At 50.3% G+C, this 22673-nt stretch carries 27 protein-coding genes; 10 read left to right on the top strand and 17 right to left on the bottom strand.

Features of this window, described 5'->3' with window-relative positions; translation table 11 throughout:
• Nucleotides 1–177: 177 nt before the first annotated feature.
• From rpsR to FYJ64_RS02440, 6 genes are all read right to left on the bottom strand, one after another.
• Nucleotides 178–411, bottom strand: coding sequence for a 30S ribosomal protein S18 (gene rpsR / locus FYJ64_RS02465; protein ID WP_075713248.1), 234 nt, complete (start codon nucleotides 409–411; stop codon nucleotides 178–180).
• A gap of 19 nt (nucleotides 412–430) precedes the next feature.
• Nucleotides 431–874: a single-stranded DNA-binding protein gene (locus FYJ64_RS02460; RefSeq protein ID WP_154573676.1), complete on the bottom strand. Its 444-nt coding sequence runs from the start codon at nucleotides 872–874 to the stop codon at nucleotides 431–433.
• Between the two features lie 32 nt (nucleotides 875–906).
• Nucleotides 907–1197 (bottom strand): 30S ribosomal protein S6, encoded by a 291-nt coding sequence (rpsF, locus tag FYJ64_RS02455; protein ID WP_154573675.1) that lies wholly within the window; start codon nucleotides 1195–1197, stop codon nucleotides 907–909.
• 157 nt (nucleotides 1198–1354) lie between these two features.
• Nucleotides 1355–2617, bottom strand: coding sequence for a DUF2812 domain-containing protein (locus FYJ64_RS02450; RefSeq protein ID WP_154573674.1), 1263 nt, complete (start codon nucleotides 2615–2617; stop codon nucleotides 1355–1357).
• Nucleotides 2614–2949 carry a PadR family transcriptional regulator gene (locus FYJ64_RS02445; protein WP_154573673.1) on the bottom strand — a complete coding sequence of 112 codons (336 nt, stop codon included), beginning with the start codon at nucleotides 2947–2949 and terminating at the stop codon, nucleotides 2614–2616. The genes FYJ64_RS02450 and FYJ64_RS02445 overlap by 4 nt, the downstream gene beginning before the upstream one ends.
• A 234-nt stretch (nucleotides 2950–3183) precedes the next feature.
• A complete protein-coding gene (locus FYJ64_RS02440; protein WP_154573672.1) occupies nucleotides 3184–4104 on the bottom strand; it encodes a sugar phosphate nucleotidyltransferase in 921 nt (306 codons plus the stop codon).
• 432 nt (nucleotides 4105–4536) lie between these two features.
• On the opposite strand from FYJ64_RS02440, the gene FYJ64_RS02435 reads away from it, so the two are divergent.
• Entirely contained in the window at nucleotides 4537–5463 is a 927-nt protein-coding gene (locus FYJ64_RS02435) for a hypothetical protein (RefSeq protein ID WP_154573671.1), read from the top strand.
• Between the two features lie 411 nt (nucleotides 5464–5874).
• Here the strand turns inward: FYJ64_RS02435 and FYJ64_RS02430 are convergent, their stop codons facing one another.
• Genes FYJ64_RS02430 through FYJ64_RS02415 form a run of 4 tightly spaced genes read right to left on the bottom strand, consistent with a single transcriptional unit; the run spans nucleotide 5875 to nucleotide 8645 of the window.
• The gene (locus tag FYJ64_RS02430) at nucleotides 5875–6465 is read right to left on the bottom strand and encodes a flavin reductase (RefSeq protein ID WP_154573670.1); all 591 of its coding nucleotides are present in this window, start codon (nucleotides 6463–6465) and stop codon (nucleotides 5875–5877) included.
• Between the two features lie 11 nt (nucleotides 6466–6476).
• Nucleotides 6477–7646 (bottom strand): PucR family transcriptional regulator, encoded by a 1170-nt coding sequence (locus FYJ64_RS02425; RefSeq protein ID WP_154573669.1) that lies wholly within the window; start codon nucleotides 7644–7646, stop codon nucleotides 6477–6479.
• Nucleotides 7647–7648: 2 nt separating this feature from the next.
• On the bottom strand, nucleotides 7649–8359 hold the full coding sequence (locus FYJ64_RS02420) for a phosphatase PAP2 family protein (protein ID WP_154573668.1): 711 nt from the start codon (nucleotides 8357–8359) through the stop codon (nucleotides 7649–7651).
• A complete protein-coding gene (locus tag FYJ64_RS02415) occupies nucleotides 8334–8645 on the bottom strand; it encodes a YbjQ family protein (RefSeq protein WP_154573667.1) in 312 nt (103 codons plus the stop codon). The genes FYJ64_RS02420 and FYJ64_RS02415 overlap by 26 nt, the downstream gene beginning before the upstream one ends.
• Nucleotides 8646–8836: 191 nt before the next feature.
• Between FYJ64_RS02415 and FYJ64_RS02410 the strand changes: the two genes are divergently transcribed.
• From FYJ64_RS02410 to trxA, 3 genes are read left to right on the top strand one after another with little or no spacing between them, the layout of a single operon-like run.
• Nucleotides 8837–10120: a M20 metallopeptidase family protein gene (locus tag FYJ64_RS02410; RefSeq protein WP_154573666.1), complete on the top strand. Its 1284-nt coding sequence runs from the start codon at nucleotides 8837–8839 to the stop codon at nucleotides 10118–10120.
• Complete coding sequence (locus tag FYJ64_RS02405) at nucleotides 10117–10869, top strand: lysophospholipid acyltransferase family protein (protein ID WP_154573665.1); 753 nt, start codon at nucleotides 10117–10119, stop codon at nucleotides 10867–10869. Before FYJ64_RS02410 ends, FYJ64_RS02405 begins: the two co-directional genes overlap by 4 nt.
• A gap of 17 nt (nucleotides 10870–10886) precedes the next feature.
• A complete protein-coding gene (trxA, locus tag FYJ64_RS02400; RefSeq protein WP_075713275.1) occupies nucleotides 10887–11195 on the top strand; it encodes a thioredoxin in 309 nt (102 codons plus the stop codon).
• A gap of 138 nt (nucleotides 11196–11333) precedes the next feature.
• Here the strand turns inward: trxA and eno are convergent, their stop codons facing one another.
• Nucleotides 11334–12659: a phosphopyruvate hydratase gene (gene eno / locus FYJ64_RS02395; RefSeq protein ID WP_154573664.1), complete on the bottom strand. Its 1326-nt coding sequence runs from the start codon at nucleotides 12657–12659 to the stop codon at nucleotides 11334–11336.
• Between the two features lie 154 nt (nucleotides 12660–12813).
• Here eno and FYJ64_RS02390 point away from each other — a divergent pair, with 154 nt between their 5' ends.
• A complete protein-coding gene (locus FYJ64_RS02390) occupies nucleotides 12814–13482 on the top strand; it encodes a Crp/Fnr family transcriptional regulator (protein WP_154573663.1) in 669 nt (222 codons plus the stop codon).
• Nucleotides 13483–13529: 47 nt separating this feature from the next.
• On the opposite strand, the gene FYJ64_RS02385 is transcribed toward FYJ64_RS02390, so the two are convergent.
• From FYJ64_RS02385 to FYJ64_RS02365, 5 genes are all read right to left on the bottom strand, one after another.
• Entirely contained in the window at nucleotides 13530–15038 is a 1509-nt protein-coding gene (locus tag FYJ64_RS02385) for a DUF438 domain-containing protein (protein ID WP_407928756.1), read from the bottom strand.
• Between the two features lie 252 nt (nucleotides 15039–15290).
• The gene (locus FYJ64_RS02380; protein ID WP_154573662.1) at nucleotides 15291–15593 is read right to left on the bottom strand and encodes a hypothetical protein; all 303 of its coding nucleotides are present in this window, start codon (nucleotides 15591–15593) and stop codon (nucleotides 15291–15293) included.
• A 103-nt stretch (nucleotides 15594–15696) separates the two neighbouring features.
• Entirely contained in the window at nucleotides 15697–16062 is a 366-nt protein-coding gene (locus FYJ64_RS02375; protein WP_465250605.1) for a type II toxin-antitoxin system HicB family antitoxin, read from the bottom strand.
• The gene (locus FYJ64_RS11765; protein ID WP_407928755.1) at nucleotides 16043–16198 is read right to left on the bottom strand and encodes a hypothetical protein; all 156 of its coding nucleotides are present in this window, start codon (nucleotides 16196–16198) and stop codon (nucleotides 16043–16045) included. The genes FYJ64_RS02375 and FYJ64_RS11765 overlap by 20 nt, the downstream gene beginning before the upstream one ends.
• Before the next feature lie 394 nt (nucleotides 16199–16592).
• On the bottom strand, nucleotides 16593–17330 hold the full coding sequence (locus FYJ64_RS02365; RefSeq protein ID WP_321040746.1) for a SanA/YdcF family protein: 738 nt from the start codon (nucleotides 17328–17330) through the stop codon (nucleotides 16593–16595).
• Between the two features lie 92 nt (nucleotides 17331–17422).
• Here FYJ64_RS02365 and aroB point away from each other — a divergent pair, with 92 nt between their 5' ends.
• Complete coding sequence (gene aroB, locus FYJ64_RS02360; RefSeq protein WP_154573660.1) at nucleotides 17423–18478, top strand: 3-dehydroquinate synthase; 1056 nt, start codon at nucleotides 17423–17425, stop codon at nucleotides 18476–18478.
• Between the two features lie 57 nt (nucleotides 18479–18535).
• On the top strand, nucleotides 18536–18919 hold the full coding sequence (locus tag FYJ64_RS02355; protein WP_154573659.1) for a RidA family protein: 384 nt from the start codon (nucleotides 18536–18538) through the stop codon (nucleotides 18917–18919).
• An 18-nt stretch (nucleotides 18920–18937) separates the two neighbouring features.
• Here FYJ64_RS02355 and FYJ64_RS02350 read toward each other — a convergent pair whose 3' ends face one another.
• The gene (locus tag FYJ64_RS02350) at nucleotides 18938–19576 is read right to left on the bottom strand and encodes a LytTR family DNA-binding domain-containing protein (RefSeq protein ID WP_206045510.1); all 639 of its coding nucleotides are present in this window, start codon (nucleotides 19574–19576) and stop codon (nucleotides 18938–18940) included.
• A 376-nt stretch (nucleotides 19577–19952) separates the two neighbouring features.
• On the opposite strand from FYJ64_RS02350, the gene FYJ64_RS02345 reads away from it, so the two are divergent.
• The 3 genes from FYJ64_RS02345 to FYJ64_RS02335 are packed head-to-tail and all read left to right on the top strand — an operon-like array spanning nucleotide 19953 to nucleotide 22583.
• Complete coding sequence (locus tag FYJ64_RS02345; RefSeq protein ID WP_154573657.1) at nucleotides 19953–20894, top strand: LysO family transporter; 942 nt, start codon at nucleotides 19953–19955, stop codon at nucleotides 20892–20894.
• 55 nt (nucleotides 20895–20949) lie between these two features.
• Nucleotides 20950–22443 (top strand): B12-binding domain-containing radical SAM protein, encoded by a 1494-nt coding sequence (locus tag FYJ64_RS02340; RefSeq protein ID WP_154573656.1) that lies wholly within the window; start codon nucleotides 20950–20952, stop codon nucleotides 22441–22443.
• A complete protein-coding gene (locus FYJ64_RS02335) occupies nucleotides 22440–22583 on the top strand; it encodes a hypothetical protein (RefSeq protein WP_154573655.1) in 144 nt (47 codons plus the stop codon). Before FYJ64_RS02340 ends, FYJ64_RS02335 begins: the two co-directional genes overlap by 4 nt.
• Nucleotides 22584–22673 lie beyond the last annotated feature (90 nt).

Genomic DNA, 22673 nt, shown 5'->3' with positions numbered 1-22673 from the left:
GCGCAATACCGCACGATGAAACCGACGGCCGCGGGTAATCCAAATACAATGCCTACGGCGGCCGCAGCGGTGGTACACATACGATGAATCCGGCGGACGCGCAGCAGGCAAAAAAATAACAGGGACCCCGGAATTTTCCGGGGTTCCCTGATATGCGACTTTATATGTGTGATCTGCTTAGTCTGCGACGTATGGCAGCAAAGCGACGATTCTTGCGCGTTTGATTGCGGTGGTCAGTTCTCTCTGATGCTTGGCGCAAGTTCCGGTGATCCGCTTCGGAAGGATCTTGCCTCTCTCGGTAACATACTTCTTCAGCTTCTCTACATCTTTGTAATCGATTGCTTCTGATTTATCCGCACAAAACTGGCATACCTTTCTTCTTCTCGGTCCGCCATGTCTTCTGTTATCCATTATCTGTGATCTCCTTTCATTAGAATGGAACGTCGTCTTCGATTGCCTCGAAGGCGGGAGGAACCGCTGCATCCGGCTCCTGCTGTCTCTGCGGCGCCGGAGCGGACTGAGGTCTTGCGTAATTCTGATAACCGCCGTCCTGACGGTCTCCGCCCCAATCGATGAATTCAACCCGATTGGCAACGACATCCGTCGTGTAGACCGTCTCTCCGTTTTTGTTCTGGTAACTTCCAGTCTGGATCCTTCCCTCGATCGCAACCTTGCGGCCCTTGGTCAGATACTTCTCACAGGTTTCCGCCTGTCTTCCGAAAACCGTGATTCGGGGAAAGTCAGCCTTCCTCTCCTCACCGGCCCTCGTCGGACGGTCGATCGCGATGGTGAAGGTCGCAACAGCCATCTGTGACGCTGTGTACCGCACCTCCGGGTCTCTGGTCAGTCTTCCGATCAGTTGAACACTATTCATTCCTGCACCTCGATTCTACTCTCTGGCATCCTTTATTTGGCATCCTTGTTGATGACCAGATGTCTCATTACATCGTCAGAAATTCTCAGCCTTCTGTTCAGCTCCTTCGGCAGTTCCGGAGCAGCCTGGAACTCGAGAACGACGTAGTAGCCTTCTTCCTTCTTCTCGATCGGATAAGCCAGCTTTCTCATTCCCCAGACATCTGTTTTGGAAACCTCGCCGCCTCCGTTGGTAATGATCTCTGTGACCTTCTCAACGACAGCGTTCTTCTTCTCCTCTTCCAGAGTCGGATTGATAATGAACATCAATTCATAGTTTGTCATTTTATTTCACCTCCCTGTGGACTTGATGGCACTGCGTCCCGCGCAGTGCAGAGATTGTATGCACCCGCAGTTCCCTGCGGATACGCCTTATTATTATACACATTTGCACGGCAAAAATCAAGATAAATATTTTCTGAGACCCGGGACGAAAAGGGATTCACAGTAATCGACGCTGCAGATTTTTTACAAACTTGTCCAGATCCCGGCTGAGCAGATACCTGCTGTCTTCCATCCCGCTGTATGAAGCGATTTCAATGTATCGTCCGCGGCGCAGGTACAGATGCTGAGCGGTGTCTGCATTGCCGTAGTACCCGGCATAATCCACGCCCCGCACATTACGCTGTATTTTGTTCATGTCCGTGTCGGAGGGCAGGTCGCCGCTCCTGACAGCTGAACGGATATCCTCGCTGATCACGCCCTCCAGGAAAATTCTTGCGATGCGTTCGCTCCGGGCTTCATAATACCGTGCCTGATAATCCATCTGATTATAAATGAAATCTGTAATACCGGTCTCCGGATGATACATCGGCGGTTTTCCGTCTCCCACCGTGTAACTGACGGTAATCTTATTCCGGAACAATACGTTGCTGTCCACAGACGCCTCGAACGCATTGGGATCTTCCCATACATTTGTCCGGATGCATCGCTGTATGACACGATTCGCTGACGGATCAATCTCCTCGAGCTGAACAGGATGTTCAGCATGAAAATTCTGAAGTTCATCTCTGGAAAGGTCACCCCGTCCGGACAGGCTTCCTGCCAGTACCACCGCCAGACTGACCAGAATCAGAACCGTAGCAATCCTTCCAATCCGGGTTTTACGCTTCCAGGAAAGGCCGTGCCGCACTGTGCCGTGTTTAATGCGGCGGATAATACCTGCACTGGTTATGAAATAGTCTATCCAGAGACCGCCAGAGCAGATCAGAAAGACAGGCATCGCTGCCAGAACGCAGATTCCAACCTCATCTACCGCCATCATCCAGGTACCCGGTTTAAACAGCAGCAGCGCTGACAGATTTCCATATACCATCCAGATGCCGGTCACAAGAAAGATGATGAGCCACAGCAGTTCGCCTCCGGAAAAATCCGCCATATAGCTTCGATAGCTGATTCCGTCTGTGAACAGTTCCTCTGCCGAGCTGTCGTCAGTATAATAGATGTCCCAGCTCCCGCTTGCTTCCACCTGTTTCCAGCCGCCTGCCAGGAAAAGCTCCCGCTTCTCCGGATCCGGAGTTCCCTTTTTCGGCAGGAGCCTGTACCGCCGCCCCGGCTCAGGTTCACCACGTTCAAAGACAGTGACACATAATCCGTATTTTTTCAAATACCATCCCTCAGCAGCCATATCCGTGTAATAGCTTTCCCTTCGTTCGAAATCGCGATACATCAGCGTTTCAAAAACATATTTTCTGTCCTTTCTCATAGTTTTCCCCTTTCCGCTCCGGCAGCCTCTGCATCCGCCAGACAGCGCCGCAGGCGGCGCAGCTCCGACTGATACATCTGCCGCCCCCGCTCTGTTATCGCATAGGTAATCTTTCTTCCTTCTGAACCTGTCTTTTCAATCAAATCTTCTCTCTGAAACTGAGACAGAATCGTATACAAGGTGCCGGGCCCCATAGAGACCTCACCCTTCGTCAGCTCCCTGACATAACGGGCGATCTCCGTCCCGCACATTTCCTGCCTGTAAAACGCCATCAGCACATAGAACATGGTCTCAGTCAGAATTTCCAGAGGTTTTTTTGACACGCTTCCCATCTCCGTTTCATCGTTTCATCCTGAAAATACTAAAATATCGAGTCTCGATATTAATTCTGCCTTCAGCATAACATCGAGACTCGATATTGTCAATATAGAAAATTGAATTTAATGCGGTATGCGGTATACGAAAAAAACCATCACGCGGCTTCTGAAAAAGCATCTATGCGGCTACGCGAAGACCTTTGCTCTCCTGCCTGCCGCATACCGTATCCGGATCCGTTCTGCAAGCCGCTATTTCCAGAGCCTTCCGGGGTACAGCCCCTTGTCCTTCATGGACTGAAGCGCCGCCATGACGGACTCCTTATCCTCCTTATACGTCACGCCATACCATTTGTCCTCTGAGCGAAGCACTTTCACAGTGGCTTTCTCCCGGCGGATCAGTTCCTCGACGACCGACGGCAGGAAATATTCCGCCTTCAGCGGATTTTCCGCCAGCGCGCGATCCAGGAATCCGGGGAATCCGGCCTGCATCTCATCCAGCATGGACCTGGTGAATCCCCAGAAATTCATGGAAACAGTAGCCTGCGGATCCAGCCCGGACCAGGTGGCCCCGTCGTCCTCAGTGAATACCACGTCCGAACCCCGCCACTGAATGCGCGTGTGCTCCACGACGCTCTGCAGATATCCGGAGTCGCTGACCCGGCAGACACCCCGGGAGACATAACCGTTTTCCGTCAGCGTTTTGTCCAGCCGGTAGCCGACCATGGCAAAATCGTATTTTTCTTTGTCCCCGCCGTTCTCAAGATAATCGTAGAGAGAGGCAAACGCCCCCGGCCCGTAGTAGTCGTCCGCGTTAATCACCGCGAAGGGCCCGTCGATACGATCCCGCGCGCTGAGTACCGCATGACACGTCCCCCACGGCTTCATTCTGCCCTCCGGCACCCGGTACCCCGGCGGCAGGTCTTCCAGCCGCTGATACGCGTATTCTATCTTCATATACTTCCCGGCGCGGCCGTCCAGCAGCTCGCGGAACGCCTCTTCATGCTCCTCCTTTATAACAAAAATCACCCGGTCGAAGCCGGCCATCATTCCGTCGTACAAAGAAAAATCCAGCAGAATTTCTCCCTGCTCTGTTACCGGGTCGATCTGCTTGAGACCCCCATACCGGCTTCCCATCCCGGCGGCCATGACCACTAATACTGGTTTATCCATAATTTCCCTCCTCATGCTATATCTGTTATTTTACCATGAATCTTCTCCGATGAGAACCTCTGACCTCCCGCGTCCTGCGCCCGCGCAGCCTTTCCCCGTCCGACGATCTCTTCAGCAGAGCTGAAGGTCACGCCGTTTCCGGACCTCTCCTCGCATGGCGTTTCCGATCCCCGATATATCCAAATCGAGTGAAATAATGTTTGTTGCGGTTACAAACAGCATTATTCCTTGTGTAGAATATTTCATGTTAAACGGAACGCGCCGGAGAGCTGAACGGATTTACAGACATTTATCTCCGGCGGAACCATCAATTTTACTTTGCGATGCTGTTGTCAGACTGAGATTTTATCAGCCGGACAGCCTCAGGTGAAGTATTATAATCCGGAGCCCTGAAGAAAGGGCTTCATCAACCATGAAGGGAGAAAGAAAATTATGATGAAAAGAAAAGTGAGTATGTTGCTTCTGGCTCTTGCCATCGCCTTGTCATTTTCATTCGCGGGGGCCGAGTCTCTGTTCGCCGCGAGTGCTGACAGCTTCGGGGCCGGCGTGACGAAAGCAGCTCCTTCCGATATCACAAAGGCCGGTACCCCCGCCGCCGGGGCGCTGAAGGACAGAGCAGTCCGGGCAGGCTCCGCGAAAATCGCCGCTGCCGCAAAAAATGTCGGCGGCGGATCCACCTCATTCCTTCCGGAAAACACTGCGGTCGGCATTAACTACGGGAGCAGTTACAATTATTGCGATACCTGGTTCCGGATTAAGCCCTCTCACAGCGGATACATCACCGTCTCACAGTATTCCTCCGGAAATATCCAGCTGTGTAACTCCAGGAAGGGCGGTCTGTCCGACTCCGTCTATGTTTCCGCTCAGTCGGCGACTTCATATATGAAGTATGTGACCTTCGGCGTCAAGGCGAAGGCCACCTATTATCTGAAGGTGAGCAGCGGCGGCACATCCATAAACGGAATCTACGCCAATTCCGTGCAATACAAGAGCACCTCCTTCGACGGAAAATACGGAAAATCCAAGAAGAAGGCCGCCAGACTGAAGAAGAACAAGAAGCGCAAGGGATATATTCTGTCCAACGGCGGTTCCAAATATTACAAGTTCTCCAAGAAGAGCAGGAAGGTCAAGATCTACATCGACGGAACTACCGACGAGACCCTGAAGGTTGTCGTCACCGCAAAGGCAAAGGGCTTCTTCAAATACAAGAGAACCATCTATATGAATCGTTCCGCCAATGGCTACAACGGCAATGTTCTGACCCTTAGCACGAAGGGTAAGAAGAGAACAATCAGCGTTAACGTCAAGGTGAGCAGACTAGGGAATTCCTCCGGCGCGTATCAGCTCCGGTATAAATAGTGTCCGCTCACTAAGTCCCCATCGGACTTAACGGATGCTTAACGGATGCTGCAGTCAGTCTGTCAGCAGTTCTTCAGCGCACAATCCAACAGCTGTTGCACCGGCAGACACTGTTTGATGCCTATACTCAGGGATTCGGCCGTTTCCGAATCCCTGCCTATCATAAAGCAAACGACTTTTGAACATCTCCACAAACGAAAACCGGGATCTCGTCTGAAAATGACGCGGTCCCGGTTTTCTGCCGTCCGGATGCTGCCACTGCGGGCATCCGTATATTCCGGCGGACGGCGGAGCATCCGGGTGTGCTTTCCGATGCTCCGTCCACCGTTCCGGCTGTTTCGGCGGGCGAAGGAGCATCCGGCTCATTCTCCGGGTGCTCCGGAGCCGCCCGCGAAATCCTTTGTGCGCGGCCTACAGCGGTTCGAAATCCTCTGCGCCGTGCTTGCAGATCGGACAGATGAAATCCTCCGGAAGTGTGTCTCCCTCATAGACATATCCGCAGATCTTGCATACAAAACCCTTCTTCTTGGTCGCCTCCGGCTTCGGCTTGATGTGGTCGAAGTAGTACTGATAAGTAACCGACGGAACGTCCGACAGCACGTGCTCCTCCGTCACTTCTCCCACGAAGATGGTATGCGTTCCGACATCCAGTGTCTTGTTGACCTTCACAGAGATCACCGCGTTGCTGACTCCGCCGATATAGGCGATTCCGTTGTCTGTCCGCAGCACGTCCCCCTCGAACTTGTTCACATCCCGGCCGCTCTGCATACCGAAGTGCTGGAATACCTCGAAAGGCGTGTCCTGAGACAGAATCGACAGATTAAACTCACCTGTCTTCATGATCATATCGTGCGTGAAGTTTGCCTTGTTCACCGTCACCGATACCTGCAGCGGATTGGACGTCACCTGCAGCGCCGTGTTGATAATACAGGCGTTGTCCTTCTCTCCGTCCTTTGCGCTCAGCACGAACAGCCCGTAAGTCAGTTTGAAAATCGCACTCATGCTTCAACCTCCTATTTTTCTTTCATCAATAGATATATTTTCACCGCAGCAGACAGGTTCTGGAAAAAGACCTTCTCCGAGGTTTCCGGATCCAGCTTCTCCTGCAGCTTTCCGACACGATAGCGGATTGTATTTTTGTGACAAAACATACGCTCTGCGGCAGCCTGCATGTCGCCGCCCGCAAGGACGTAAGCGACAGCCGTGGACAGCAGCTCCTCGCTTTTGTCATCACCGTTTACAAAGAGAGGCTTCAGATATTCTGCCGAATATTCGCCGGTCATGGGTGACTCCGGCCATGGAATAAACAGCCGGTCCGCCCTCAGCTCATCGAAGCGCCGGGCGTCCCGCCCCTCAATTTCCGCGAAAATCTCCGCCCAGTAGGCTTCCATGATACAGGTGTCGAAATCCGGAAGCAGGCGGCGGATCTCACTGACGCCCATAATGACTTTGTTCAGTTCAAGCCCCAGAAGGGCGAAAATCCGATCTCTCTTCTCCTCGAAATCCCGTTCCCGGGGAAAATCCCCGGAGACCATGATCATATATCCGCGGCGGAATCGGCACACAAAGGCGCACTGCTGCAGTTGTCCGGTCAGGTGAAGATCCTTCAGGGTTTCCGCGACCTCTTCCCTGCTGCGTTCCCGGCACCGGGCGTAGTAAGCGCGAAAATAGATACGGAAGGTGGGATTCACCAGCTCCGCCGCTTCCTCTCTTTCCCTGCTGCTGAAATAGCGGTCCATCATGCTTTCCAGCAACGGCTCCACGATCTCCTGCTTCCCTGTCTTCTGCTCCAGAGCCTTGACATCGGATACGATGTCCTCGAACCAGGCGTCGCTGCCGAACACGAAAACAGGAAACCCGACCCGATCCGCGTAATCCAGCGCCTCCTGGGGAAGCTCCCGATAGATTACCGGCTTATAAGCGACAGCGTGGACATGGTACTGCCAGAGCCTGCGGATTCCGTCAAGAATGAGCTCCGGCCTGTCCTTTGCGTAGAGAAAACTGGTCAGCACGAGGCTGTTTCCCTCAAAACTCCTGCTCCGGTACGCCTGTCCTTCCTCCATGAACTCAAAATCCAGGATTTCCACCCGATTCACAGGAAGATCCAGACCCTTCCCTCCGGCGACCAGCTGAAAATCCCTCGTTGTTTCCAGTTTCAGAAGATCTCTCACCGTTACAGCCATGATTAGCCTCTCATCTGCGTTTCTTGTGTCTGCATTTCTTTTGTTCCCGGCTCTGCCAGCAGTCCGGGATACCTCGGATAGACCAGGCGGTCCATGACGACCGTCGCCAGCATCAGGCAGCAGAGTCCCATGCTCCAGCCTCCCAGAACGTCTGTGACATAATGCACGCCTACAAAGATTCTGCTGAAGCCTATGAGCAGAATGAGCAGGGTAAGTAGCGCCGTCGTTATGTCGGCCGCCCGCCTTCTCCGGCAGCTTCTGCGCACCAGGAATATGATCATCCCGTAGCAGACGATTCCGTTCATGGAATGGCCGCTGGGGAAGGAAAATCCGCCCTGCGTGATCAGCCGCAGCGCCTCGTCCGGACGCTCTCTGGCGAAACCGGCTTTCAGACATTTATAGAAAATCAGCACCACCGTTCCGGTTACCGCCGCCGGGACGCCGATTCTCAGCCGGCTCCGGGGGATCAGTACCAATACCGCGATGACCGTCACAATAGTCGCCGCATTTCCCATATATGTAATGGGGATCAGTACCGCCTCAGTGAAACCGGACCGCAGACCGTAAACCGCATAATCCACGGTATGGTCGAAGGCCGCGGTATTCCCGGCGGTCACCTGCAGCGCGATCATGCTGAAACAAAGTGCTCCCAGCGCCGCAAGGATAAGCCGTCCCCGTATATGATAATTATCTGAATTTAACCGCTGTTCCATAGGCAATTACTTCCGCTGCTCCTTCCATAATCTGAGAAGAGGAGAACCGCACGTTGATTACAGCGTCCGCATGCAGCGCTTCCGCCTCCCCCACCATTCTCTGGGTGGCGATCTGCCTGGCCTCCTGGAGCATCTCCGTATAGCCTTTGATCTCACCGCCAACCAGCGTTTTCAGTCCGGCTCCGATATCCTTCCCGATATGCTTGGACTGCACAGTGTTCCCCTTGACAAGTCCCAGAACGTCAAATTCCTGTCCCGGAATGTGATTCAGATTGCTTAGCTTCATTTGTTCAAACCTCCGTCTCTGATAATACCAACCTCATCTGAAGAATACTGACCTCTTCACCATCTTCCATTATACACGCTGTTCACGCGCAAGGCAAATAACATAATTTCAGGGTTGCCTTTTTCTGCGGAAAATAAGATAATCATATTAGGCATTTTCAGCAGATTGAACACATCATCACGGAGGTTGATATGACAAAGGACATTTATCAGGTTATTGAAGACGCGTTTCATCAGGCTGTGCAGATCCGCCGCGCCCTTCATCGCCGTCCGGAGCTCAGCGGCCGGGAGGCGGAGACGGAGGAGCTGATCTGCCGGGAACTGGACGCGATGGGAGTGGAGTATCGCAGGCATGTGGCAGGACACGGCATAATCGCCACGATTTACGGAAGAAACCGGAAAACTGCGGTAGGTATCAGGGCGGACATCGACGCTCTGCCGGTAGAGGAACGCACAGAATCTCCCTTCAAGTCTGAAATCCCCGGCGTCATGCACGCCTGCGGACACGACCTCCATACAGCGACGCTTCTGGGAACGGCCCGGGTTCTGAAGGCCGTCGAAAACGAACTGGAGTACAGCGTCCGACTGTTCTTTGAGCCGGCTGAGGAAACCACCGGGGGCGCCTGGCCCATGATTCAGGCGGGGTGCCTGAAGGATCCCTCTGTTCCCTTTGTTATCGGACTGCATAATGATCCACTGCTCCCCTGCGGCACGGTACAGTTCATCCGGGGCTGCATGAACGCAGCCTCAACAGAATTCTTTGTTACCGTTCACGGAAAGGCCTGCCACGGCGCGCATCCGCACACCGGCGTAGATCCTCTGATCCCGGCCTGCGAGATCGTGCTGGCACTGCAGTCTGTCATCACACGCAGACTGGATCCGGCGGCGACTGCGCTGATTACCGTGGGTGAGATGCACAGCGGCACCAAGGAGAACATCATCCCCTCTGAAACAAAGATGTCGGGTATCATCCGGGTTCTGGATATGGATCTCAGAGATTACATCAAGGAGCAGGTGGCGACCGTCTGCAGGGGCATCTGCGAATCTGCCGGCGCGACCTGCGATGTGGAATTCAGCGACAGCTATCCGACGCTGACGAACGACGACAGACTCCTGGAAGTAACACAATCCGTCGCTGTCCGTGAGCTGGGAGCGGAAAACGTGTCCGTCTCCGATCACCCCAGCCTGGGCGCAGACGATTTTTCCTACTTCTGTCAGTCGTCCCGGGGGCTGTACTTCAACGTCGGTGCTCAGCGTCCCGGAGACCGGAAGGCCGCGCCGCTGCATTCCGGGACCTTCGACCCTGACGAGAACTGCATCCATACCGGCATCGTGATGGAGGTGTTCGGGGTGATGGAAATCATGAAGGCGCCAGAGATGGCCAATGCGACAAAGGATAATACAGCTAACGGCACCGCCGAGGCAGCCGACACGACAAAAGAGAATACAGACGGAGCAAAGGAGACGAGAGAATGAGCAGGTTACGAAATCTTCCGGACGGAATCCGGCTTATGCATACGATTATCCATTTCAATTTCTATTCCAAAGGCATCGAAAAGGCCCGCGCGGAGGGAGACGCTGTGAAGGAGCGGGAGGAAATCGCCTCCTCCACCTTAATCTGGGCGAAGGACGTCGCCGAGAAATTCCGGATGGACATCCGCGTCACCGGACGGGAAAATATTCCTGATAAAGACGGCTTTGTGTTTATTTCCAATCATCAGGGGTATGCAGATATTATAGCGATGTTCATCGCCGCGGAAGGCCGCCAGATTGGATTCATTGCCAAGAACACACTAGAGAAGGTTCCTTACTTCGGCAAATGGATCAGGATGATTCGCGGGCTTTATATTCAGAGAGGGAGCGCCAAGGAAGCGCTGAAATCCATCTCTGACGGCGCCAGTCTCGTGAAGAACGGCTACAACCTGGTAATCTTTCCGGAGGGAACACGCAGCAGAGGACCGGAAATGGGTCCGTTCAAGCCGGGCAGCTTCAAGCTTGCCACCAAGGCCAAGGCCCCCATCGTTCCGGTCACCATTAACGGCAGCTATCATGTTTTCGAGGAAAAGGGATATGTGCAGCCGTCCGTTATCAGCGTGACGATTCATCCTCCCGTGGAAACCCGCAACCTGTCACGCCGGGATCTTTCCGGCGTAGAGGCGGCGGTAGAGGAGACAATCCGTTCGGCGCTGAAACAGGAACAGGAGAATGAACACGGACAGAAATAAGAAAGAGAGGCAATATTATGCTTACAGTTACACAGGATAATTTCGAGAAGGAAGTAATGCAGTCTGACGTTCCGGTATTTCTGGACTTCTGGGCACCCTGGTGCGGTTTCTGCGTCAAGCTGGGCCCGACCGTAGAGGAGCTGGAGCAGGAGTATGGGGACAAATACAAATTCGGCAAGGTCAATGTGGACGAAAATCCCGCGTTGGCCGCGAAGTTCGGCATCATGAGCATTCCGGTCACCATGGTTGTGGAGAACGGAGATCTCCGCAGCAAGGTGATGGGCGCCTACCCCAAAGACGAGCTCGTGAAGCAGCACAATCTTTAGTGAACAAAGAACAGGTATCAGCGGAAGGGCCGGTACCTGTTCTCCGGGCTGCAGCCAATGTGCTGCAGCTTTTTTTGTGAAATCATCTATAAAACAGCGACTGCTTGAGCACCTTTGCCCGGCAGCCGCTGTTCAACCTCATACAGCCGGTCCCGTGCGAAAGCTGTTCCACCCCGGATAGCATGCATTCGCACCGAGCTCCTCTTCAATCCGCAGGAGCTGGTTGTACTTGGCGACTCGCTCGGAGCGGGACGGTGCACCGGTCTTGATCTGACCGGTGTTCAGAGCAACAGCCAGATCCGCGATGGTCGTATCTTCCGTCTCGCCTGAGCGGTGGGAAACAACAGCGGTATAACCGGCCCTGTGCGCCATTTTTATTGCTTCCAGAGTTTCGGAGAGCGAGCCGATCTGATTCAGTTTGATTAAGATAGCATTGCCTGCACCGTACTCAACCCCTTTAGACAGTCGCTCCGTGTTGGTGACAAACAGATCGTCGCCCACCAATTGAATGTGGTCTCCCAGTTTCTGCGTCATGAGCCGCCACCCGTCCCAATCCTCTTCATCCAGCCCATCCTCGATGGAACGGATGGGGTACTTGTCCACCAGAGATGCCCAGTGGTCTATCAGTTCCTGCGAGGAAAACACTCTGCCGGATTTAGGCTGGCGATACATGCCTGCAACAGCCTCTCCATTTTCTGCAAACTTCCACTCCGAAGCCGCGGCATCGAGAGCCAGAACGAAATCCTTACCCGGCGTATAGCCGGCCGTCCGGACAGCCCTCAGGATGAGCTCAACGGCTTCTTCATCACCATCTAAATCAGGAGCAAAGCCTCCTTCATCTCCTACAGAAGTGGATTTGCCCTCTGCTTTCAGAATCCCTGAAAGCGCATGAAAAACCTCTGCACACCAGCGCAAGGCCTCACGGAAGCTGGAAGCCCCCACCGGCATAATCATGAATTCCTGTGTGTCCACGGAATTTCCGGCGTGCGCGCCGCCATTGAGAATATTCATCATCGGAACAGGAAGTCGGTTGCCATTAATGCCTCCGAGAAAGCGATACAATGGCAGGTTCTGAGAATCCGCAGCCGCTCGGGCAGCAGCGATAGACACCGCCAGGATGGCGTTGGCCCCGAGGTTTGATTTGTCTCTGGTTCCGTCTGCCTCTCGCATAGCGGCATCTACTGCATAGATGTCAGAGGAGTCGACCCCGGAAAGTTTCTCCCTGATTGTCGTGTTGATATGCTCTACCGCTTTCTGAACACCCTTGCCGCCATAGCGGGCAGTGTCTCCGTCCCGTAGTTCCAGTGCCTCAAACTGTCCTGTGGACGCACCGCTGGGAACCATACCCCGACCGACGGTCCCGTCTGCAAGTGAGACCTCTGCCTCTACTGTCGGGTTGCCTCGGGAATCCAGTACCTCTCGGCCAATGACATTTTCGATCTGCAAATTACATTTATTCGTCATAATTTCTGTCCTTTCTGCGCGCAATCACGGCGCTATTTCGCAGGAGGGATCGCCTTCTGCATTCCATCCTTAACGCTTTGTGCGCTTCCGCTATAGTAGAAAAACGCGACTCAGTATGTTAGAATAAAAGCACACGGAGGTTTTGGAGGTTTTGATGGATACAACTGTTCTTTCACATGTCGAATTATTCCGCGACATCCAGATAAAAGAGCTGCAGCTGTTGCTGCCCTGCCTTCAGGCACGAGAAAAACGTTATGCCAAAGGCGAAATGATCTGCCGGGCGGGAGAGACGATCTCCGAATTGGGTGTGGTGGTCTCCGGCAGCATCAACGTAATGGTGAATTTCTACTGGGGCGGCAGCAATATTTTCGGCCACTTTGAGGCCGGCCAGGTCTTTGGAGAGACCTATGCCGCACTTCCGGAGCGGGAGCTGCTGGTGGATGTGGTGGCAGCCGAAGATTGCATGATCCTGTTTCTCAACCTTAATAAACTGCTGACAACCTGCAGGAGGAGCTGCGCCTGGCATCATCAGATCATCCGCAATCTGATTCGCCTCTCCGCGGAGAAAAATCTCTCCCTCTCCACCCGGATGATGCAGACAGCCCCCAAGACAATCCGCGAGCGGCTCTCCCTGTATCTATCAGAACAGGCACAGCACCACGGAAGAAATCACTTCACGATCCCCTATTCCCGCCAACAGCTGGCGGACTATCTAAGCGTGGATCGCAGCGCCTTGTCCAACGAGCTGAGCAAGATGCAGCAGGATGGTCTGATCCGTTTTCACCGAAGCGAATTCACGCTGCTGAAAGAACTGGACATGTAACGACAACAGCAGATACAGGATAGACGACCCCTGCGGTCCGTCCGTATTTATTGCACAAAATGCTCTTTCGCAAACTCCATATCCTGTACAACCTCTACGGTGCCAAGATACTTTCGTTCCTTATCCCGCACCGCCAGATAGGTGACAAGGAAGGTGCGCCCATTCTTCTCCATCCAGACGGGAACGCTGTCTCTTCGGTCATTCCGGAAATCATCGATAATAGCGCGTACCAGAGGCTCGATCTTCGGCGGGTGACAGGAGAACACCTCCCGATCGATGGCCATTCCGGGGCGCTTGAACACCTTGGGGCCCTCGTTGAAGTAGCGGTTGTAGTTGTCCGCATCCACAAAAGTAATCTCCACCGGGATAGTGTTCAAAAGAGCTGTGAGCTGCTCGATGCTCATATGACCTCCGGGCATGACGACCTCTCCTCCATGCGCAGGGACTGTCTCTGCCGTCGCCTCAGCCGCTGACCAGACATCGCCCTTCACGCCCAGGCAGTCATCATAGTCCTGAGAATCCCGGTAAATACCGTGCCACTCCGCTTCGGAGAAGTTCACCGCACAGATCGGAAAGAGTATGTTGTTTTCCTTATAGATCATCTCCTCTGCCCGCTGCAGCGCAGCTCGCAGCCGCTTCTCCCACGCCGCGTCATGGACATCAATCTTACTGATCTCCGCCAGCTCATCACGAATTTCGTCGTCCACGGTCCACATCACATCAGAGGGACCGGATATCTCATAATTCACCTTCAGCAGCGGGTACAGAAGATCTCCTTTTTTTGCATAGTGAACGGAGAGCTCCCGGATACGGGAAAACAGTTCGCCCAGCTCCTCGTGGGCATCCAGGCGTGCCTTTGCCTCCGTGAGCCAGCCGGACAGAACCTCATTCTCCCGTGTCAAAGTATGTAGCGGGTGGCCGGGAACAGCCGCCAGCTCAGCCATCCGTTCATTTTTGCTTCCGTAGTCCTTCTGCGCTGCCAATTCCTTCGCCCGCTGTACAGACGCCATGACCTCCTTCTCTGCACTGGCGATCTGTTCCTCTCGCGTAGTGCCGTGGAACAGTGCGGAGTGAACGTCGCAGAGCTTCTGAACCTCCTCCGGCGGCGTGCCTTCACGCATCAGTTCCTGCTCGGCCTGCATAATCTCGGAAGCATCTACATCTTGAAATTTCTCCACAAAATCCGCCCGTACACTCTCCAGAGATTCCCCCTCACCCAGACGGCGCAGATATGCCTTGAGCTGTTCTGTGCGAGAGACGGGAGTCTCCTCTGTCGCATCGGCAATCGGCGTCTTTGGCGCTTCATCCTTTGCCTCTGCCGGCATCTCGCCTGACAGGGTAAAGCCGTGCTCCATCAAAACTGCAATCACCTTATCCATGTGGATATTCTTCATTTTTGCTCCTCGCGGAATGGTCATCAGCTTTCCCACCGAATGCAGCACAGCAGGTTTTTTAATCTCCGTAAATCCCAGTTCCGCCATAATATCCTGAAGCTCCGGGTACTCTGAAACAAGCTCGTAGACAGAGCGCCTCATATCAATTGTTTTGCTCATCATCCTGTCCTCCTTTGTCAGACTCTGCGTGTATCATACCGTGTTTTCCACAAAGTGTCGGTTGTTGCTACAACGGAGGAATTCTTTCTGCAGAAAAACTTTCGGCTTTGTATTTTTAAAATACAGTTATACGCAGGCGTATAAGGTCGCCAACTTATTCTGTTGTGAGAGGATGATGTCCTGTATCATAAATCGGAGCTATGGACAATCCCGCAGAAACGAAGTAGCGTAATGGTAACGACAGCTGTCACTGCGTTACTGATATTTCTTCAGCTGCTTTTCCACCTTATCTGTTTTCAGCCTCTTCACAGCTTCCTTCAGATCATCTTTCACATACGACCGATAGGAGCTCCCGATACTGAGAAGTTTCCCCTTCAGAATCATCATGACCGGATAATCTTCAGCGCGTTCTCCCATATCATCATACGCGGGATCGACCGAAACGATTCTGCCGTCTTTCATGGAAACAGAGTAAAGATCCGCTCTTCCGTCCAGATCCGCTTCTGTCACAATAACACCTTTATCCGACAGATAATATTGCGCACCGGTCAGCGCCACGAAAATATCCTGACATTCTGTCCCTCCCCCTGACCTATTTTACTATTGCAGATACCTTAAAATGTCAATTTATTACACACATTTTCAAAGGCAATCTCAGCCGTTATTTCGAGTACACCGCATCATTTTTAGAGAGAAGATATACGCAATACTGATTCATGCTGATTCCCTCTCTCTGCGAGTGCTCTGTCAGTGATCTGTGCAAGCTTCGTGGAATTCTCAGTTTGAACTGCCCGGAATAACATTCCAGACTGTCTGGCTCATAAATCTCCATTCCGGCTTCCAACGCTGCTTCAATCCATGCTTTTTTCGCATCCAAGGCATTAGCTGCCGCGCTTTCCACAGTTTCTCCACAGGTAATACAGCCGGGCAGATCCGGATAAGAAGCCACAAATCCGCCTTCATCTTTGTCTTCTACAATTTCCATTCGATAGGACATTGCCATATAATCATTCAGCGTCTTCATCATTCTTCGCCTCGCCTTCTACAATCTGCCTTACCATTTCTACATATACTTTCTTGACTGGTTCGTGCTTCGGTACAGTAATCGGCATACAGCCCTGCTTTCTGAACGTATAATGGGCTGCTTCCACTTCTCGGAGCATTCATTTCATATCCGTAGCTTTCCAATACCTTCCGCAGTTCATTAAACCGGAGGTCTTTCGATAGACTGCATATACGTGCTATCAGTTTGTCCCATTTTGACATTTCTTATACCTCCTGTTTCTATTATATGTGGTATCGTATATGGTGTCAATTTTTTCTGATAATTGATAATCCATACATTCTTATTCAACTTTGATCTTTTCATTTATGATCTGTATCCCTCCCGCTGCCGGCGGATTCAAGGCTTTCATCTGTTAGAACATGTGCTCGCCGGGCGCACAAATAAATAACGGCACAGCCGGGTTTCACGCCCGACTATGCCGATCATTCCAGGGATCAGGAATACCTGAGAGAATTCTCCTTTGTACAGCATTTTTTGTAAAATCATCGCCGTCACTCTCCATGGCTGGAGACGCCGCTTCCCGTAATCGGAATCGCTTCGCCGCCCAGCACGGAGGAGGGCTTTCTGATACATTTGAGAAAGTCTTTGTTCCTCGCCAGCACCTCGCGGAACTCCCGGGCGGACTGTCCGTGATAGGTCTTCTGATCCGCGGAAACGCCCAGCGCGCTGAGACCCAGTTTCCGGGCGATATACAGCGACCGGTACATGTGATAGCTCTGAGTCACGACGACCATGTTCTTCACCTGGAAAATTGACCGGGCGCGGTACATGGAATCATAGGTAGAGAAACCCGCATGGTCGCAGAAGATATCTTTCTCCGGCACGCCGGCCTTCTTGGTGTAGGTCAGCATGACGTGAATCTCATTGTGGGAAACAGTCCCGTTATCACCGGTTAGAAGGATCTTGGGAGCGACGCCCTGCTGATAGAGGGCGATGGCCACGTCCAGACGGTCCTTCAGCATGCGGGTGGGCGTATTATAGTCCACAATTCCGCAGCCGAGCACCATGATACAATCCGGATCCAGCTCCTGCAGCCGTTTCTTCTGCGCGCTGCTGAGCTTCGCATCGTCTTCATCCGCACCCTTTACCGCCTTGACAATATACGATTTTTCTTTGTTCACAACATACGAATTGACCGTCACAACAGCCAGCCCGAGGACAACCGCGGCGACGATCAGAATGATAAGCGCTATTTTGATGAATTTCCTGATTCTCTGCAATACATACACTCCTTTTTTGCAAAACAGAATGGAATATGTTAAAATCAAATTGTCTATTATTATAGCACAGATATGTGTGTTTAGGAAGGGTAGTGTAGAGAATGAACCGATTTGCTGTAACAACCAGAAGACCTTACGATATCCTGATCGGGCAGGATATTCTGGCGAATACCGGCTCCTATGTCCGGGAATGTGTGGAGCCGTGTAAAGCGTGTTTAGTTACGGACAGCAAGGTAAATACAATCTATTCTCAGGTTGTAATTTCCTCGCTGATCGAGGCAGGATACCAGACTTCTAAAATCGTCTTTCCGGAAGGCGAGCATTCCAAAAATATCACGACGTATACAAACATCCTGGAATCACTGGCAGAGGAGGGGCTTTCCAGAAGCGACCTGATTATCGCTCTGGGAGGCGGCGTGGTCGGAGATCTTTCCGGCTTCGCTGCGGCCACCTATCTGCGGGGAATCAAATACATCCAGGTGCCGACCACCTATCTGGCGGCGGTGGATTCCTCTGTAGGCGGCAAAACCGGGCTGAATCTCCTTTACGGGAAAAATCTGGCGGGAGCGTTCTGGCAGCCCTCCATGGTAATCTGCGATTACGACACGTTCAGGACCCTGCCGGAACAGGAGATGCTTGACGGCGTCGCAGAAGCGGTGAAGAGCGGCATGATAATGGAAGCGAACCTCATCGATAAAGTTCTGAAAAAGGATTACGGCAGTGTCATCGAGCGCTGCGTATCTATAAAAAAATCCATCGTGGAGGCGGACGAGCGTGACACCGGAATCCGCCAGCTGCTGAATTTCGGTCATACCGTCGGACACAGCATTGAACGGCTCAGTTCCTATAACACCTCTCACGGTCTGGCCGTCGCGAAGGGCATGGTCATGGAGTCATACGCCGCTTACAAAATGGGACTGACCGATTTCGACGCCAGCGGTTTCCTGCGGGAAACCCTGAGCCGCTTCGGCTTCGACCTTTCGATTCCGTACACCGCCGAAGAGCTCTATAAATACGCGCTGAACGATAAGAAAATCCACGGCGACAGTATCGCCATGGTCATTCCGGAATCCATCGGCAAATGCCGTCTGCAGAAAATTTCCCTGTCTGACCTGGGCAGGTTCCTGCGTCTGGGGATGGAGGATTACCCGGGATGACGCAATAATCCCTTATATACACTTCGTATGCCATTGAAGAACCGCGAGGAGGTAAAAATGCGCACAGTAGTAGCAACAAAGAAAGCGCCTGCGGCCATCGGCCCTTACGCGCAGGCAAACATCATTGACAATTTCGTTTTCACATCCGGTCAGATCCCGCTTGATCCCGACAGCGGTCAGATTGTGGAGGGCGGCATTGAAGCGCAGACCCGGCAGGTCTTCGCTAATCTGGAAGCTGTATTGGAAGAAGCCGGAAGCAGCCTGGAGAACATGGTGAAAACCACCTGCTTCCTTGCGGATATGAATGATTTCACAACGGTCAACGAGATCTACGCCACCTATTTCCCGGGCGGCGTGTTCCCTTCCCGCTCCGCGGTTCAGGTCGCCAGACTGCCGAAGGACGCACTGATCGAGATCGAAGCAATTGCTGTCATCAGATAGCAGCATTACTACCACCGCTCAGCCGGTGGTTTTTTTATTCCGCAATATCTCGTTTTCCATATATTTACTACTAATGGGACACGTCAATGAACTCTTCCTGAAATGGGCAATATGTTTTCTCGATGAAATATACTCAATATGTTTAATCTGTTTGAGGTTTATTGCATAAAATCGATGTGCACGAATAATATTTTCTGAATTTATCTCATTAAGCACCTTTGTCAAACTGGTTCTATGCAAGAGATATTTACCTGTAAATGTGTATATAGTACAGAGTTTGTTTTGGATCTCCATATATACTATCTCGCTAATCGGGATGTTGACAGAACCTGCTATACCTTCCAAGCGTATTGTCTCTTTCGCCGAATCTCTTTTAATCTGTTTAGCAATAATAGCGTCCAGGTATAAACAAAACTTGCTTTGAATATCGAGAGCGTCTATTGGAAGAGATGAAAAAACGCGCTTTTTATGCGCTTCATACGAAAACAGTCCTGAATATAAACTGAGGTCCTGCTCATTGCTTGTAAGGAACACGAACGGAGTATTGGTATAAATAGTATTCTTTCGAACTTCTTTCTCAAAACTGTATCCGCTACCTGATTTTAAGTACATAGCGACTACGAAAATATCAATGATAAACGACTGTTTTTCTACCATAGATTTTGCCTCTTGAACATTAGTGGTCGAAATAATACACATAGAGTTATCCGTACATCTCCTTATATTGTTGGAGGCTTCTATCAGCTCCTGGAAACGGTTACAAAGAATCAGAATATTTATCACAATATTTCCTCCAATCTACTACAATATATTTATGGTTAATAGTCCTTACAGCTAGTAAGGAATTATCCATCTTGTTGCTTAAGCTGTATAATGATGGAGCAATCGGTATATCGTCTACCTTTCTTTTTACTTTATATCATTTTAATATTCGGAACCTTGCATTTCAAGTACAGATAACTGCATTTCAGGTATCATTAATTGAACTCTATAAATTCATGTGATATTTTCTTTTAAAAAGGAGGTGCTTCATTTGACAGTATTACCATTCATCAGTTTAGGCGCTGGGACAGTCCTGGGATTGCTGATAAAATATCCACAATTTCAAAAACTTGCAGACATCATATCGACTACTGCCTTAGTTCTGCTGATGCTGTGTATTGGCATTGGGATAGGTATAGATGAGTCAGTTGTGCGCGAATTTCCGAAAATTGGTGCCAATTGCATAGTAATTGCACTCTCTGCAATTTTTTTCAGTGTTCTTCTTACTTTCATCTGTGAGAAAACAGTTTTATCTCTCGAAAACTATAGTTCCTCATCGGATCATATGGATACGTCGGATGTTGACAGCAATCACCCTGCCAGTCATTTGGTGTGGCTCATGCCCGCTTGTCTGATTGCAGGACTAATAACCGGAATTATTATGCGAAGCACAATATCTTCATCATTTACAAACGCTGCTTTTACAATCGCCTTGATTATCCTCTATGTTTGTGTAGGAATATCTCAGGGAAGCAATAAGGAAGTTTTTCATAATTTGCGAACACTTGGATTCCGCATTTTATGGCTTCCATTTGCTATTCTTGTCGGCAGCATTACCGGTGGTTTCTTCTCATCTTTGTTTCTTGATATACCAATGGAAATACCTGTAGTTTCCGCTTGTGGGATGAGCTTCTATAGTATAACAGGTGCATACATGACGCAGACCTATGGACTTGCGCCCGGCGCATATGGTTTCATAGTCAATTTACTAAGAGAATTTATCACGGTACTGATAATGCCATTACTAATAAGAATCAGCCCCGGAAGCCCTATAGCCGGAGGTGCAGCAGGAGATATGGATACAATGCTTGCTCCTGTTACTAAGTTTGTTGGTATCAATTTGAGTATTGTAACTTTGCTGACGGGAACTGTGCTGACTTTCATCGTTCCTATATTATTGCCTATAATGTCTAACTTTATTATAACATTATGATTCGAGTATTGTTGTATTTTGTTTTGTGAAGTTAAGAACTAAGAGGAGGAACATTATGCGGAGTATTAATGAAATTCTATTTACCCCCAAGGACGTTGATGTTGTATTAATCCAACCTAATTTTCTGATGAGAATCCTTTCGAGCGAACAAAATGAGGTCGTTCGTTCATACTGGGCTTCGATGGAGAATAAAGAGCCATTAGGTGATACTCCAAACGAGGTAAATCACGGTTTATTTAGTCTGGCTGCATCATTAATCGAGGCGAAGTTTTCTGTAGAGGTTTTGGATTTTCAAGCGTATGACATGTTCCTTAGAAGAACTGAAAGCAGAATGATTGATAAATCTGACATCCAAAAAGCAATAGCTTGTAATAGAGCTAAACTATACGGGATTTCAACTATAACGGTCGCTGTTGCAAATGCATTAAATATTGGTGAAATTATACACAATCTCTTTCCGCGCTCTATAGTTGCTTATGGGGGAATGCATCCAACGTTATATGGAGAAGCTTTTATTCTGGAAAAAAATGTCGATGCTATATTGTTAGGTGAAGGAAACAAATCTATTGTAGACTTGGCTAATACAATCATCATCGGCAACGGTGAATTATCTGCGATAAAAGGAATATACTTCAAGAATGAGAATGGCGAGGTCGTAAGAACGTCAAAGAGAGAGATAGACGAAGTGGATCTTGATGCTCTCCCTTACCCTGCTTACAGTCTAATGTGCTCAGAGTCACTTCCTCTCATGCCAAGATTCTTTACAAGCAAAGGATGTCCATTTCATTGTGCATTTTGCTCCTGTGATGCATTCTATAACCACGCATATGATAACTATGATGTGTTCTATAGAGATCCTGTCAAAGTCGTTGACGAAATCGAATATACATATCAAAAATATGAGATGCCATTTTATTGTTTTGGTGATTTGACCTTTATGACCCGAAAATCTCATGTCCATGCAATTTGCAAAGAACTAATTGCAAGAGGCTTATCGCATGTAAAATGGTGGTGTCAAACAACAGTTGGCAGTCTTGACGAAGAAGATCTTACATTAATGAAACGTGCAGGATGCAAACAGGTTGGTCTAGGTGTTGAAAATGGTACTCAAAGAAATCTTGATAGGATGGGCAAGCCAATATTAGCAGATGAGGCTGAAGTTCAATGCAAATTGATAAGGAAATGTGGATTAGAACCTATAACATATTGGATCATGGGACTTGGTGACAGAAATTTTGAAGAGGCTGTTTCAACTATTAATAGAATATGCTATTTTGTCCGAGAAAATCTAACAGAAGTGTCTCATATAGGAGTCCCTGTCCCTTATCCCGGATCGCCAATATGGTATGCTCCCGATAACTATGGCTTATCAATTATTAGTAAAAACTTCAGCGAATACTGGATGAATTCAGATGAGTTAGGATATAGCAGACCAGCAGTTGAAACAAAAGAATTATCATCTGATCACATTTACGCTCTGTGGGAGTATGCGTTAATGGCCGTTGCAAATGAATACGACAAACGAAGAGAAAAGGAGAATTTATTATGAAAGCATTGTTTGAGAAGAAAACACATTATATTGATGAACATATTAAAAGCGATATTGACAATACATTTAAAAAGCAATTTTGCATCGACCCCCGAGAATATGATGAATATTCCGGTGCGCTGAAAGCGCAAATCCGGTGAACTGGAAATCACCAGTCCGGCCGGTGGAAATCATAAATACGTGTATTCCGGTTCAACGGCACCGCCGTTCCGGCGGTGGAAACCACCATT

Origin of the sequence: Hornefia butyriciproducens (genome assembly GCF_009695915.1) — a bacterium.
GTDB classification, from domain to species: Bacteria; Bacillota; Clostridia; order Peptostreptococcales; family Anaerovoracaceae; genus Aminicella; species Aminicella butyriciproducens.
Note: the sequence above shows the minus strand (reverse complement) of the source record. Positions and strands in the feature narration are given on the sequence as shown.

Coding starts and splice junctions, on each gene's coding strand:
- FYJ64_RS02390 (WP_154573663.1), top strand. CDS start 12,814: ATGGATACAACTGTTCTTTCACATGTCGAATTATTCCGCGACATCCAG.
- FYJ64_RS02335 (WP_154573655.1), top strand. CDS start 22,440: ATGAAAGCATTGTTTGAGAAGAAAACACATTATATTGATGAACATATT.
- FYJ64_RS02430 (WP_154573670.1), bottom strand. CDS start 6,465: ATGAGTGCGATTTTCAAACTGACTTACGGGCTGTTCGTGCTGAGCGCA.
- FYJ64_RS02355 (WP_154573659.1), top strand. CDS start 18,536: ATGCGCACAGTAGTAGCAACAAAGAAAGCGCCTGCGGCCATCGGCCCT.
- FYJ64_RS02340 (WP_154573656.1), top strand. CDS start 20,950: ATGCGGAGTATTAATGAAATTCTATTTACCCCCAAGGACGTTGATGTT.
- eno (WP_154573664.1), bottom strand. CDS start 12,659: ATGACGAATAAATGTAATTTGCAGATCGAAAATGTCATTGGCCGAGAG.
- FYJ64_RS02415 (WP_154573667.1), bottom strand. CDS start 8,645: ATGAAGCTAAGCAATCTGAATCACATTCCGGGACAGGAATTTGACGTT.
- FYJ64_RS02375 (WP_465250605.1), bottom strand. CDS start 16,062: ATGATGAAGACGCTGAATGATTATATGGCAATGTCCTATCGAATGGAA.
- FYJ64_RS02460 (WP_154573676.1), bottom strand. CDS start 874: ATGAATAGTGTTCAACTGATCGGAAGACTGACCAGAGACCCGGAGGTG.
- trxA (WP_075713275.1), top strand. CDS start 10,887: ATGCTTACAGTTACACAGGATAATTTCGAGAAGGAAGTAATGCAGTCT.
- rpsF (WP_154573675.1), bottom strand. CDS start 1,197: ATGACAAACTATGAATTGATGTTCATTATCAATCCGACTCTGGAAGAG.
- FYJ64_RS02440 (WP_154573672.1), bottom strand. CDS start 4,104: ATGGATAAACCAGTATTAGTGGTCATGGCCGCCGGGATGGGAAGCCGG.
- aroB (WP_154573660.1), top strand. CDS start 17,423: ATGAACCGATTTGCTGTAACAACCAGAAGACCTTACGATATCCTGATC.
- FYJ64_RS02425 (WP_154573669.1), bottom strand. CDS start 7,646: ATGGCTGTAACGGTGAGAGATCTTCTGAAACTGGAAACAACGAGGGAT.
- FYJ64_RS02350 (WP_206045510.1), bottom strand. CDS start 19,576: ATGGTAGAAAAACAGTCGTTTATCATTGATATTTTCGTAGTCGCTATG.
- FYJ64_RS02420 (WP_154573668.1), bottom strand. CDS start 8,359: ATGGAACAGCGGTTAAATTCAGATAATTATCATATACGGGGACGGCTT.
- FYJ64_RS11765 (WP_407928755.1), bottom strand. CDS start 16,198: ATGCTCCGAGAAGTGGAAGCAGCCCATTATACGTTCAGAAAGCAGGGC.
- FYJ64_RS02435 (WP_154573671.1), top strand. CDS start 4,537: ATGATGAAAAGAAAAGTGAGTATGTTGCTTCTGGCTCTTGCCATCGCC.
- FYJ64_RS02450 (WP_154573674.1), bottom strand. CDS start 2,617: ATGAGAAAGGACAGAAAATATGTTTTTGAAACGCTGATGTATCGCGAT.
- FYJ64_RS02405 (WP_154573665.1), top strand. CDS start 10,117: ATGAGCAGGTTACGAAATCTTCCGGACGGAATCCGGCTTATGCATACG.
- FYJ64_RS02410 (WP_154573666.1), top strand. CDS start 8,837: ATGACAAAGGACATTTATCAGGTTATTGAAGACGCGTTTCATCAGGCT.
- rpsR (WP_075713248.1), bottom strand. CDS start 411: ATGGATAACAGAAGACATGGCGGACCGAGAAGAAGAAAGGTATGCCAG.
- FYJ64_RS02445 (WP_154573673.1), bottom strand. CDS start 2,949: ATGGGAAGCGTGTCAAAAAAACCTCTGGAAATTCTGACTGAGACCATG.
- FYJ64_RS02385 (WP_407928756.1), bottom strand. CDS start 15,038: ATGATGAGCAAAACAATTGATATGAGGCGCTCTGTCTACGAGCTTGTT.